The organism is Holdemanella biformis DSM 3989 (assembly GCF_000156655.1).
GTDB lineage: Bacteria > Bacillota_I > Bacilli_A > Erysipelotrichales > Erysipelotrichaceae > Holdemanella > Holdemanella biformis.
In genome coordinates this window covers 93180-106781 of record NZ_DS996839.1, presented here as the reverse complement: position 1 = coordinate 106781, position 13602 = coordinate 93180, and the positions used below count along the sequence as shown (strand labels likewise).

The 13602-nt window shown below is 34.8% G+C and carries 9 protein-coding genes; 8 read left to right on the top strand and 1 reads right to left on the bottom strand.

Annotated elements, in window-relative coordinates; translation table 11 throughout:
- The coding region (gene cls / locus EUBIFOR_RS00880) for a cardiolipin synthase (RefSeq protein WP_244264138.1) at positions 1–1595 on the top strand (1595 nt) is incomplete at its 5' end.
- Positions 1596–1615: 20 nt separating this feature from the next.
- Here cls and fumC read toward each other — a convergent pair.
- Entirely contained in the window at positions 1616–2989 is a 1374-nt protein-coding gene (fumC, locus tag EUBIFOR_RS00875; RefSeq protein WP_003863996.1) for a class II fumarate hydratase, read from the bottom strand.
- 99 nt (positions 2990–3088) lie between these two features.
- Here fumC and pulA point away from each other — a divergent pair, with 99 nt between their 5' ends.
- From pulA to EUBIFOR_RS00840, 7 genes are all read left to right on the top strand, one after another.
- Entirely contained in the window at positions 3089–5197 is a 2109-nt protein-coding gene (gene pulA / locus EUBIFOR_RS00870) for a type I pullulanase (RefSeq protein WP_040465995.1), read from the top strand.
- Between the two features lie 45 nt (positions 5198–5242).
- Complete coding sequence (locus EUBIFOR_RS00865) at positions 5243–6754, top strand: IMP dehydrogenase (RefSeq protein ID WP_003863994.1); 1512 nt, start codon at positions 5243–5245, stop codon at positions 6752–6754.
- Positions 6755–6809: 55 nt separating this feature from the next.
- Complete coding sequence (locus EUBIFOR_RS00860; protein ID WP_003863993.1) at positions 6810–7952, top strand: anaerobic ribonucleoside-triphosphate reductase activating protein; 1143 nt, start codon at positions 6810–6812, stop codon at positions 7950–7952.
- Positions 7949–9907, top strand: a complete 1959-nt coding sequence (nrdD, locus tag EUBIFOR_RS00855; RefSeq protein ID WP_003863992.1) for an anaerobic ribonucleoside-triphosphate reductase — start codon at positions 7949–7951, stop codon at positions 9905–9907. The genes EUBIFOR_RS00860 and nrdD overlap by 4 nt, the downstream gene beginning before the upstream one ends.
- Before the next feature lie 10 nt (positions 9908–9917).
- Positions 9918–10724, top strand: a complete 807-nt coding sequence (proC, locus tag EUBIFOR_RS00850; protein ID WP_040466009.1) for a pyrroline-5-carboxylate reductase — start codon at positions 9918–9920, stop codon at positions 10722–10724.
- Positions 10725–10726: 2 nt separating this feature from the next.
- Positions 10727–12016, top strand: coding sequence for a M17 family metallopeptidase (locus EUBIFOR_RS00845; protein ID WP_003863990.1), 1290 nt, complete (start codon positions 10727–10729; stop codon positions 12014–12016).
- A 68-nt stretch (positions 12017–12084) separates the two neighbouring features.
- Entirely contained in the window at positions 12085–13146 is a 1062-nt protein-coding gene (locus EUBIFOR_RS00840; protein ID WP_040465993.1) for a branched-chain amino acid aminotransferase, read from the top strand.
- Positions 13147–13602: the final 456 nt, after the last annotated feature.

Below are 13602 nucleotides of genomic sequence, written 5' to 3'. Positions count from 1 at the left end.
ATACTTTTATGGACTTTTGTCTGCTTTTTTTTTATACGTTTAAAGCGTATAATAAACGTATGCAAAAAATATTAAAGTACTGTAAATCAAAACCAATATATATTATATTAGCCTTATTATTACAGCTTATTACATTGTTTGTGCTAATGAGCTATTTTAGTCAGCGCTTCTTTATTGTGAATATTTTTTTAATCGCATTTAGTTTATGCGTTTCTTTACATATCATTAATCGGGATTCCGATTCAAGTTCAAAACTATTGTGGGTCTTGTTGATTATGGCATTTCCAATCTTTGGAGGCGTTGTCTATTTGTTGATTGGAAATCGTAAAATTCCGAAAGCCTTAATGATCAAGGATAGACAAGCCTATTCGGATTATAAAAAATATGCGCTTCAAAATGTTGAAATTTTAGAACACCTTCATGAAGATGATTATGTATTAGATAAAATGATTTCAATGGCTTGGTCTAATGGATATTTTCCTGTATATGAAAATTGTTCGGTTCAATATTTTCCTTCTGGAGAAGAACAATACGAAGCTTTTATTCAAGAGTTGATCAAAGCTAAGGAATTTATCTTTATAGAATTTTTTATTATCAATAAAGGTGTTATGTGGAATACGATTTTACAAATTCTTTTAGATAAGGCAAGTATGGGTGTTGATGTTCGTGTTATTTATGATGACATGGGCTCTTTAACCTATTTACCAAGAGATTATGCGAAATGGTTAAATGATCGAGGCATTAAAACGCATGTATTCAACCCTTTGCGTCCGCAACTTGCGATGCAGATGAATAATCGTGATCATAGAAAAATCTTAGTGATTGATGGCAAGGTTGCCTTTACTGGTGGATGTAATATATCGGATGAATATATCAATACGAAAAAGCGTTTTGGATATTGGAAAGATATGGGATGTTTGATCAAAGGGCCTGGTGTAGAAATGTTTACCATTTCTTTCTTGCAAATTTGGAATTATCAAGCAAGTGAATATACTTCTTATTCTCGTTTTATTCAAGATCGAGCTTGTTTTTCTAATTTAAAAGCGAAAGGCTTTATTATTCCATTTTCAGATTCACCAACGGACCAGAATAATACAGGACTTCATATGCATTTAAATATGCTTGGATGTGCCAAAGACTATTTCTGGATTTCGACTCCCTATTTAATTTTGGATGCCGAAATGATTTCATCATTAAAACTTGCGGTTTCTAATGGTGTAGATGTACGTATTGTTGTTCCTGGTATTCCAGATAAAAAGATGGTGTACCAAGTCACAAAAGCGAACTTTGATATATTAATCAAGGCTGGTGTAAAAATTTATGAATATACACCTGGTTTTATTCATGGTAAAGTCTGTATCATTGATGATTCAAGTGCTTTAGTAGGTACTGTGAATATGGATTTTAGATCGTATTATCAACATTATGAATGTGGTGTATGGATGCATGAAGTAGATTGTTTGAAAGATATAAAATATGACTTTGAAGAAATATTCAAAGTCTCACATGAAGTTTCATTAGAAGAGTGTATAAACACGAATCCTATTGTAAAAGTATATCGAAATGTATTAAAGGTATTTAGTCCTATTATGTAGGAATAAATACCTTTTGTGTTTTATTTATGAATCATTTTTTCGGGTTGAACATACAAATCAAATTCTTCGCTTGTCAAATAACCTAATTCTAAAATGGCTTCTTTTAAAGTTAAATTATTTTTGAAGGCATATTGACTTGCATGGCCTGCTTTTTCATAGCCAATGACTGGATTTAAACAAGTTACTAACATTAATGAATTATGTAAGTTTTTATCCATAGTTTCTTTGTTTGCCTTTAATCCATCTAAACAATGAATTGTAAAAGAGTAGATTGCGTCACTTAATAATTGAATGCTTTGATCCATGTTATAGGCAATTAATGGCATAAATACATTGAGTTCGAAGTTTCCTTGACTTGCACCAATACCGATAGCTGCATCATTTCCCATGACTTGAACAGCAACCATTGTCAAGGCTTCACATTGTGTAGGATTGACTTTTCCTGGCATAATACTTGATCCTGGCTCATTGCTTGGAATATCAATTTCATGAATTCCACTTCTTGGCCCACTGGCAAGCCATCTTACATCATTGGCAATCTTCATGCAGTTAGCTGCAAGTCCTTTTAGAGCACCACTTGTATAGACCATCGCATCCTTACTTGTAAGGGCATGGAATTTATTTGGATCTGGAATAAATGGAAGGTTGGTTTTTTCAGAAATGATTTTTGTGACGATTTCATCAAAACCTTCTGGACAATTGATTCCAGTACCTACAGCGGTTGCACCACATGCGAGTTCATATACATATTTTAAACTGTCTACGATTTGATCTTTACTATGTTCAATCATAGAACGGTATCCACTTAATTCTTGTGAAAAATATAATGGTGTCGCATCTTGAAGATGGGTTCTACCAATTTTGATGATGCCTTCATTTTCTTCTTCAAGCTTTTTGATTTGTTCAATCATTTGATTTAATCGTGGAAGTAACTCTTCATTGATTTTTTGTGCGACCATGATATGTAAAGCAGCTGGGAAAGTATCATTTGAACTTTGGGATGCGTTGACTGTGTCATTTGGATGAAGAATATTTTCTTTTGCGTATTCATTTCCTAACATAGAAATGACTTCATTGGCATTCATATTCGTTTGTGTACCGGAACCTGTTTGCCAAACATGCAAAGGAAATTGGTCTAAATATTGTCCGTCTTCTATGTTTTGACATACTTTAACAATGGCTTCACATTGCTTTTCACTGATTTTATGGAAATGAAGGTTGGCTTTGGCACAAGCTTCTTTCAAAATCGCAAAACTGTGAATTAAAGATTTTGGCATTAATTCTTGTCCAATCTTAAAATTCTCTAAACTTCTTTGTGTTTGGGATTTCCAATATTTATCGGCTTTGACCTTGATTTGGCCTAAGCAATCTTCTTCTATACGATATGTAGTCATTTTGTTCACCTCTAAGCAGTAGTTTAACATTTTTTTAAAAAATTGTCTGTATACATGTTACAATATAGAAGTAACTTAAGGAAATGAGGAGTACTACATATGCGAATGAAAGAGCCATATGAGGCTTATTTAGATGATTATAATTGTTTGGATGTTTATATGTCCAAAAATTTTTTTGGTGAAAAAAGCCGAATCTTCCACATGAAGGATACAAAGAATCGTATTATCCCTTTGACAATACAGTCACAATCCGACTTATATAATGGTTTCACCCATTATGCCCTTTCTTTAAATGGAAATTTAGAGATTGGTCAAGAATATACAGTATATGATGAACATTGTAAGACTTGTGTCGCCAAATATTCTCATATTGTCAAAACAGAGCGTTTTGCGAAAGAATTTATGTATGAACAAGATGATTTAGGTGTGACATATACACCCGAAAAAACTATTTTTAAAGTATGGGCACCAACAGCTTTATCTGTCAATGTTGGATATGTCTTGAATGGTAAGAGAATCGTTGAATCGATGGTTCGACAAGATAAGGGTGTTTTTTCGCTTACTGTTAATTCAGATCTTAATGGTGTACATTACTCTTATTTAGTTCGAGTCAATGGTGAATATAAAGGGGTAACAGATCCATATACTTGTTTTAGTGGTCCCAATGCACAATATAGTGTGGTGATAGATCCTAAAAGTTTAAATCTTCCAAAAAAAATCAAATTGAAACCAATGGATAGTGAATGTGATGCGATCATATATGAAGCAAGTGTTCGTGATATGACCAGCCAAACAGGAATTGGCATATCACATCCTAAAAAGTTTGTGGGATTTACTGAAGAAAATGAAATCACAAAGACCCATAATACAGGGTTTAGTTATTTAAAATCATTGGGCGTTACACACGTACAATTGATGCCTGTTTTTGACTTTGGCAGTGTCGATGAAGTATATCCAAATATATTCTATAATTGGGGATATGATCCGGTGCAATATCGTTGTTTAGAAGGCGCTTATTCTCTAGATCCTGCCAACGCGAAATTAAGAATTGAAGAATTTGCGAAACTCGTTCATGATTGTCATAAAGCAGGGATTCGTGTCAATTTAGATTTGGTGTTTAATCATGTATATGTGAAAGAAAACTTTGCGCTTGAAAATATGGTTCCAGATTATTATTTCTTAATGAATCGGGAAGGAGAATTCTCGAATGGTAGTTTTTGTGGAAATGATATTGATACTCAGCCTTATATGGCACGTAAATATTTTATTGAAACATGTAAAAAAATCATTGAAATGTATGATGTGGATGGATTCCGTTTTGATCTAATGGGAATTCTTGATTTTAACTTGATGAATGAAATTAGTGAAGAGTGTAAAAAAGTAAAACCTGATTTTATGATTTATGGAGAAGGTTGGAACATGCCAAGTTTTGTGGCTGAAGAGATTCGTGCTTCACAATTGAATCAAGCTAAGATGCCACATGTAGGTCATTTTTCGGATCGTTTCCGTGAAGTGGTTCGTGGATCAAATGATGAACTTTCACGTAAAGGATTTGCCTCAGGTCAAGCGGATTTGATCTATCAAGTGAAGTGTTGTATGGCAGCTAGTTGTTTAGATCACGTGTTCGATAGTCCTACAAAAGTAGTCAACTATGTAGAGTGTCATGATAATCATACGCTTTGGGATAAAAACCGTGTATGTTGTCATGGTGAGAGTCGTGATTTAAGAGAGAAACGTCAAATACTTGCGAATGCGATGGTATTACTTGCGCAAGGAATTCCATTTATTCATTGTGGGCAAGAGTTTGGTCGTACCAAACAAAATTTAGGCAACACATATAATCGTTCCGACAATTATAATCGTGTGGATTATCAAAGAAGAGATCATCATATTGAAATTGTTGAGCGTACAAAAGAATTGATTGAAATTCGTAAAACACATCCTTGTTTTAGATTAAGTACGGTTGAGCAGATTGAACAAGGTGTTCAATTTGATACGATATATGATCAGGTCTTAGTCTATTCTTGTCAAAAAGACAAAGATCATTGTGTAGCTTTCTTTAATCCAACAAATATTCCATATGATTATCACTTGGATCAAGAAGCTCGAATCTTGTTTGATAATGGCAACAGCAATTCTTTAGATACGTTTGATATTCATATTGCAGCATTTAGTGTTGTCGTTTGTCATTTTGGCTTGACGGCTTAGAACGCAAAACATATAATATAGTTTAAATTGAGAAGGAGATATAAAATGGCAAAATTTTTTGAAGAACCATCTAGAACGTTCAGTGAGTATTTATTGATTCCTGGTTACACAGGTCCGGATTGTACACCGGACAAGGTGAGTTTAAAAACGCCTTTAGTTAAATTCAAAAAAGGTGAAGAACCTGCACTTTCTTTAAATATTCCAATGGTAAGTGCTGTTATGCAGGCTGTTAGTGGTGAAGAAATGGCTTGTGCACTTGCACGTGAGGGTGGAGTAAGTTTTATTTACGGTAGTCAAACAATTGAGTCTCAAGCCGCTATGGTTCGAAAAGTTAAGTCGACTAAGGCTGGGTTTGTTGGCAGCGATTCAAATATTAGCCCTGAAGCAACATTAGAGGATGTAATTGCTCTTCGTAAAGAAACAGGACATTCAACAATGGCTGTTACTGACAATGGTCAAGCTGACGGTAAATTAGTAGGTATCGTAACAAGTCGTGATTATCGCGAAAGTCGTATGGATCATTCCATTCAAGTGAAAGAATTCATGACACCATTCGATAAATTGATTGTTGGAAATGAAGACATTACATTATCAGATGCAAACGATTTGATCTGGGAACACAAATTAAATCAATTGCCTATTGTTGATAAAGAACAACATTTAAAAGCTTTTGTGTTTAGAAAAGACTATGAGTCACACAAAGATAATCCAAATGAATTATTGGATGAAAATAAACGTTATATCGTTGGTGCTGGTATCAATACACGTGACTATGCGACTCGTGTACCTGCATTAGTTGAAGCAGGTGTTGATGTGTTATGTATTGATTCAAGTGAAGGATATTCAGCATGGCAAGCCGAAACTATCAAATGGATTCGTGAACACTATGGTGATCGTGTAAAAGTTGGTGCTGGTAACGTTGTTGATGGAGATGGTTTCCGTTTCTTAGCTGATGCAGGTGCAGACTTTATTAAGATTGGAATCGGTGGAGGTTCGATCTGTATTACACGTGAACAAAAAGGTATTGGTAGAGGACAGGCCACAGCTACAATTGATGTCGCAAAAGCTCGTGATGCATATTTTGAAGAAACTGGAGTTTATATTCCAATTTGTTCAGATGGTGGTATCGTACATGATTATCACATTACATTGGCATTGGCATTTGGAGCAGACTTCGTTATGCTAGGTCGTTACTTTGCTCGTTTTAAAGAAGCTCCAAACAAAATTGTAAGTGTTAATGGAAATTATATGAAAGAGTATTGGGGTGAAGGTAGTGCTCGTGCTCGTAACTGGCAAAGATATGATGTTGGTGGAGACAAGAAAATGTCTTTTGTCGAAGGTGTTGATTCATATGTTCCTTATGCAGGAAGCTTAAGAGACAATGTTGGTTTATCTCTTTCTAAGATTCGTCATACAATGTGTAACTGTGGATGTTTGACAATTCCAGAACTTCAAAGAGATGCGAAAGTCACTTTAGTATCTAGTACAAGTATTGTCGAAGGTGGGGCTCACGACGTTGTTGTTCGTGATGAACATTTCGACGCAAAACCACAATAATTCCAAAAGGACTTCGGTCCTTTTTTTCTTTATAAAAATCGCTTATAATACCTATATGGAAAAACAAAATGATTTATTGATGGATTCAAGCATTCTATATCGAAGTACACAAAAGTATTATGATAAAATGCTTCAGGATTTAAATTTAAGTTATGCGCAACTGCCTATTTTAATTGAAATCTATGAGAATGAAGGGATTTCTTTGCAGCAAATTGTACAAGTTGGAGGCTACGATAAGGGTACTGTGACCAAAAATGTTCAAAAGCTGAATACTTTAGGCTATGTTTCCATTTTAACAAGCGCAAAGGACAAGCGTGCGAAAGAATTATATACAACGGCACTTACGAAAAAACATATTTCTGAAATATATGGAATTCGAAGAGATTGGTGGCATCATATTACGCAAGATTTAAATGCGGATGAAATAGAAGTTTTTTCAAAGTTTTACCAAACGTTATCCAATCATGCACGTAGTTATGCGGATTTAGAAAAGACGCATCTTCAATTTTATAAATTAAAAAAATTATCCTTATCGGACTTTGACCCTTATTTAAGCTGTTCGTTATATACGGGTGGATGTAATTTAAAGTGTCCATATTGTCATTCAAAAGATTTGGTGTATTTAAAGGAAAATATGTATCCGATTGCCAATGAAAAGATCAGTGAATATTTAAAGAGTCACCATAAAGATTTAGAGGGAATTTATATATCGGGTGGGGAACCCTTAATGCATGAGGGAATCCTTTCTTTTTTACAATATGCCAAGAAACTAGACTATAAAATTAAGCTTCATACAAATGGGATGTTCTATGATCGTTTAAAGCGAATCTTAGAAGATGGGTTGGTTGATTATGTGAGTTTAGATATAAAAAATGCGCCGAGTGCCTATGCGAAAATATGTGGTGTAGAGGATGTGGATTTAATGGACATTGAAAAGTCATTGAATGAGTTAAAAGCATCTTCTTTCGATTATGATGTTTATATCACATTGGTCGATGAATTTCATAATGAAAAGACAATCGATGAATTAGGACAATGGATTCAAGGTGTACACCATGTTGTGTTACAGCCTTTTAAAGATTGTCAAACAACTATCGATCATTCTTTGCACAGTCCAAATTTTGATCAGATTTTAAAATATAAGACAATATTAGAACAATATGTAAAACATGTAGAGATAAGGGGGAATCAAACATGATAGAAGTCGAAAAAAGGGATGGGTCCATAGTTGATTTTGATCCATCAAAAATCTTTTCTGCGATCTCAAAAGCCTTTGATTCTTTACATATGGAAAAAGATGATGCGATCATCAACTTGTTGGTATTGCGTGCTACGGCAGATTTTCAAGCGAAAATCAAAGAGAATCGAATCAGTGTCGAAATGATTCAGGATAGTGTTGAAAAAACGTTGTCAGAATCTGGGTATTATCCCGTTGCAAAAACGTATATTTTGTATCGTAAACAAAGGGAAAATGTACGTAAGATTCAATCGACAGCCAATGAATATATTCATTTAGTGAATTCATATTTGCATAATAATGTACCTTTAGAAGATGAAAACTCATTGGCTACCTATTCTGTGGGTGGTTTAATTCTTTCCAATTCAGGTATGATCACATCAAATTATTGGTTAAGTGAAGTATATGATGCGCAAATTACCAATGCCCATAAAAATGGAGATCTATATATTCATAATATTCATATGTTGACAGGATGTAGTGCTGGATGGTCTTTAGAAGATTTGATTTTACATGGCCTTCCTTCTGTGAATAAAATGATTTCTTCTTTACCAGCCAAACATTTGAGTACATTATGTAATCAGATGGTGAACTTTTTGGGTATTATGCAAAATGAATGGGCAAGTGCACAATCTTTAGCTCATTTTGATACGTTATTAGTGCCTTTTATCCATAAGGATAAATTGTCAAAAAAGATGGTATATGATTGTTTAGAAAGCTTTATTTATGGAATAAATATCCCTTCTAGATGGGGAACGCAAGCTCCTTTTAGTCAGATTACTTTGGATTGGAATATTCCAAAAGAATTTTTAAACAGAAAGGCGATCGTAGCCGGTTTGGAAGAAGATTTTACATATGCAGATTGTCAAGTTGAAATGAAAATCTTGCATGATGCACTTTTTGAAGTTTTGAATAAAGGTGATATATCGGGTCGTGGTTTTCAATTTCCTATTGTTGCCCTTTATCTACATTCAAACTTTGATTGGATGCAAGAAGAAGAGTTATTTAAAGCTTGTGCAAAATATGGAACGCCTTATTTTTTAACCCAAGAAAAGCAGGATGTAGAGGGGTATTTTGGATATAAACCTTTATGTGGCAGTATGGGTGTTGTCACTTTAAATCTCGTTCGATTAGCTTATTTATCCAGTTCAAAAGATGATTTCTTTAAGCGTTTAGATAGCTTGAGTGATGTAGCTATACGTTCTTTTGAAGTGAAAAGGCAAGTCTTAAATCAATTGTTTAAGGCGGGACTCTATCCATACACAAAAGCTTATATATCTGATTTTAATGATTATTATGGAACTTTAGGTGTCGTGGGCATGAATGAGGCTTGTCTGAATGCAAAGTGGCTACAGAAAGATTTAATGGATATGCATGCACAGAAGTTTGCGCAAGAGGTTTTAAATTTTTTAAATCAAAAGATTTCAAGCCAAGCGCAAAAGTTAAATTTAGAGGCAACGCCTGCAGAAAGTGTTTGTACGCATTTTGCGAAAATGGATAAAGAGAAGTATCCGGAAATTCAAAGTTTTGGATACTATACGAATTCAACGCATTTAGATGTTGCCAGTACAGATGATGTATTTGAGGCTTTGCGTATACAACAAAAAGTACAAACTCTTTATAGTGGGGCTACTTCTTTTCCGGTTTTTATGGATCATGGCATTGAGAATTGGAAAATGGCGGCGCTATTGGTAAAAACAATCTATGAAAACTACAACATACCTGTCTTTACAATTACGCCAACCTATTCGGTTTGTGCAGATCATGGATATGTATTTGGAAAACAAGATGTTTGTCCAATATGTCAAAAACCATTAGAAATCTATTCAAGAGTATCGGGTTATTATCGTAATCTTGAGGATTGGAATGAGGGCAAACAAAAAGAGTTTTCAAGAAGAAAGACATATTCGATTTAAGGAGCTAACTATGAGAGAAACAATTGGATTTATTGGGGCTGGAAACATGGGTGGTGCCATGATTGAAGGAATTGCCAAAACTAAATTATTTAATACGATTTGGGTGTGTGATCATCACCAGGAAAATTTGGATCGTTTACATGAAAAGTATGGTGTTAAAACTTCTTTAGATGAAAAAACAGTCGCTTTAAATAGTGATGTATTGGTTTTGAGTGTTAAGCCTAAACATTATCCTAAATTGATTGAAACAATCAAAGAGTGTGTAAAAGGGGATGTGATCATTGTCGATATTGCGGCAGGGGTAACTATTTCTGATGTTAAGAAATATTTTGGCAAGGATGTAAAAGTTATTAAAGCTATGCCCAATACGCCAGCTTTAGTTCTTCAAGCTATGAGTGCTATTTCTTTTGATGATTTAGTGAGCGAAGAAGATAAAACTTGTATCACATCGATCTTTAATAGTTTTGGAAAATGTGAAGTGGTTGATGAAACTATGATGGATGCCATAACTAGTGTTAGCGGTTCAAGTCCTGCTTATGTATTTATGTTTATTGAAGCTATGGCTGATGAAGCAGTAGCGCAAGGATTGCCTCGAAAACAAGCTTATACATTTGCAGCACAAGCTGTTTTAGGAAGTGCACAAATGGTATTAGAGACAGGTATGCATCCAGGTGCATTAAAAGATATGGTATGTTCGCTTGGTGGAACAACGATTGATGCGGTATGTGAACTGGAAAGAACAGGATTTAGAGCAAGTGTAGAGTCGGCAATGCGTGTTTGTAATGAAAAATCAAAGAAGATGACGGAGGGAAAATAGACATGAAAAATATTTGTATCGGATTATTTGAGGGGGAAACATTACCGGAAAGTTTAGCGGCTTTCAAAGATGTGAAATTGGATTTAGAATTTGGTAAGATCACAACGATTCATACATTGAATCAATTGGATTGTGAAAAGATTGTAGTCGTTGGTTTGGGTGATGGTAAAAAGAATATCAAGGAGGCTTTTAGTAAAGTCGAAGCCGATGATTATTTCGTATATGTCAATGAAAATACAGCGTATGCGGCTGGCTTTGGACTTGTATATGGTGCGTATAGTTATAAAGAGACAAAGGTGTATGATTTTGAAAGTGATGGATTTACGGCTGAGTTTGAAAAAGGGAAAACAGTTGCTTCCATTGTGAATCATGCGCGTGAAATGAGTGATATGCCAGCTAACTTTTTAACACCGGATCATTTGGTGGATGAGGCAAAGATGGTTAGTGAAAAGTATGGTATGGAAATGGAAGTCTTAGATCATGATGATTTAGACCAACTTGGTGCAGGTGCACTTTTAGCGGTTAACCAAGGATCTGACAGACCTTGTTTTATGGTTGTGATTCGTTATGATGGTGGAAAAGAAGATGAGGAGTATACAGCACTTGTTGGTAAGGGTCTTACTTATGATGCGGGTGGCTACAACATCAAATCGAACATGCATGGTATGAAGTATGATATGTGTGGTGCTGCCAATATGCTTTGTGCTTTAGAATTAGTAGCTGAATTAAAAATAGAAAAGAATATTGTGTGTGTTTTACCAATCACAGAAAATAAAGTGAATGGACATGGCTTTGTCGATGGAGATGTGATCACAAGCTTAAGTGGTAAGACGATTGAAGTCACAAATACGGATGCAGAAGGAAGATTGATTTTGGCCGATGCCTTGACAATGGCTCAAAAATTAGGGGCAACACGCGTAATCGATATGGCAACTTTAACGGGTGCTTGTGTTCGTGCATTAGGAAGTACATATACGGGAATTTTTAGTAATGATGATAGTTTCTATTTGCCTTTCTTAGGGGCTAGTAAAGCTACAAAGGAACAGATTTGGCGTTTGCCTGTAGATGAATATTTTCATTCGGAATTAAAGTGTTCTAAGGTAGCAGATATTGTCAACTCAAAGACTTTGGGTGGAAATGCAAGTCTAGCAGCGGCTTTCTTGGAAGAATTTATTGAAGAAGGAACAAAATGGATCCACTTAGATATTGCGGGAACAAGCGATAAGGATGAAGTGGCTACGGGGGTCATGATTGAGACAATTGTTCATTTCTTTGAAAATGAATGTAAATAAATGAAAGTCATTGAAATAAATTATTGAACGTGGTATTATCATACGTGTTTAGAAAAGAGGACAAATTTATGGAAGTACAATTTGTAGAAAGTAAAAACTTAAAAGAAAAACCAACCGGAGCTTTAGGTTTTGGTAAATATTACACAGACTATATGTTTGTGATGGATTGGGATGCTGGACAAGAGTGGCATGATGCAAGAGTCGTACCTTATGGACCATTAGAATTTGATCCAGCAAGCATGGTATTGCACTATGCACAAGAAACATTTGAAGGTTTAAAGGCCTATCGTACTAAGGATGGTAAGGTTCAATTGTTTAGACCAGAAATGAATGCGAAGCGTTTTGCGAATTCCAATAAACGTTTGAGTATGCCAACATTACCAGTTGATATGTTTGTAGAAGCGGTAAAGACAATTGTGAAATATTCTGAAGACTGGATTCCAACTGGAGAAGGCGAATCATTATATATTCGTCCATTCATGTTTGCGACAGAAGCTGCGATTGGTGTACATGCTGCAAGTCATTATAAATTCATGATTATTTGTTCACCTGTTGGTGCTTATTATGCCGAAGGTGTGAACCCAGTTAAGATTTATGTTGAAGATGAATATGTTCGTGCTACCAAAGGTGGTACAGGATTTACAAAATGTGGTGGAAACTACGCAGGTAGTTTAGCTGCTCAAGTAAAGGCTGAAGAATTGGGTTATTCTCAAGTATTATGGTTGGATGGAGTTCACCGTAAATATATTGAAGAAGTTGGTTCTATGAATGTTATGTTTGAAATTGATAATAAGATTGTGACAGCTCCATGTGAAGGTACAGTACTTCCTGGCGTTACTCGTGATTCTATTTTACATATCTTAAAGGATTGGGGATATGAAATTGAAGAAAGACATTTATCTGTCGATGAATTGATGGAAGCCGGTCACAATGGTAAGCTTCAAGAAGCTTGGGGTACTGGTACTGCAGCTGTTATTAGTCCTATTGGTGAATTGTACTACAAGGGTGATAAAGTGACTGTTTCTGATTTCAAAACAGGTGAATTAACACAAAAATTATATGATACTTTAACAGGTATTCAATGGGGAACTATTGAAGATCCTTATGGATGGACTGTTGTCGTTGACTAATTTAATGAAGGTGTACATTGTACATCTTCTTTTTAATATATAAATATCGAAAGTTGGCGAGTGATAATGCAAATTTAAAATCTATATTAACTCTAATATTGAATCTTAACTTAAAAAGAGTTAAAACACTGAAAAAGAGTTAAGATTGGTAGAGAATATATGGGGTATCTCAATAAAGTTCTTGGATTCTCGTCACTTGAGTGGTGAGAGGTTCAAGTGGATTTTCAAGAGTTTGTACAATAGATGCAAAATGATTCTAAAGTCATTTAAGTTGCCGTTTAGAGATGTGATGGCAATTTTCTTTAGTTAAGAAACCAAAGTTTTGAGAGAATGTTTGTATCCTCGTCTTTATAATGGCAATGCACTATAATTCATAGCCTTCTCTTTTAGGACTTTTTGGATTTTTTTCGGCAACTCAAACGTGAAAATGAAAGAAAAAAATAGAGATTTCTCTCC

Excerpts from the sequence above, each read along its gene's own strand:
- fumC (WP_003863996.1), bottom strand. The coding sequence starts at position 2,989 with ATGACTACATATCGTATAGAAGAAGATTGCTTAGGCCAAATCAAGGTC.
- proC (WP_040466009.1), top strand. The coding sequence starts at position 9,918 with ATGAGAGAAACAATTGGATTTATTGGGGCTGGAAACATGGGTGGTGCC.
- EUBIFOR_RS00845 (WP_003863990.1), top strand. The coding sequence starts at position 10,727 with ATGAAAAATATTTGTATCGGATTATTTGAGGGGGAAACATTACCGGAA.
- nrdD (WP_003863992.1), top strand. The coding sequence starts at position 7,949 with ATGATAGAAGTCGAAAAAAGGGATGGGTCCATAGTTGATTTTGATCCA.
- EUBIFOR_RS00865 (WP_003863994.1), top strand. The coding sequence starts at position 5,243 with ATGGCAAAATTTTTTGAAGAACCATCTAGAACGTTCAGTGAGTATTTA.
- EUBIFOR_RS00860 (WP_003863993.1), top strand. The coding sequence starts at position 6,810 with ATGGAAAAACAAAATGATTTATTGATGGATTCAAGCATTCTATATCGA.
- EUBIFOR_RS00840 (WP_040465993.1), top strand. The coding sequence starts at position 12,085 with ATGGAAGTACAATTTGTAGAAAGTAAAAACTTAAAAGAAAAACCAACC.
- pulA (WP_040465995.1), top strand. The coding sequence starts at position 3,089 with ATGCGAATGAAAGAGCCATATGAGGCTTATTTAGATGATTATAATTGT.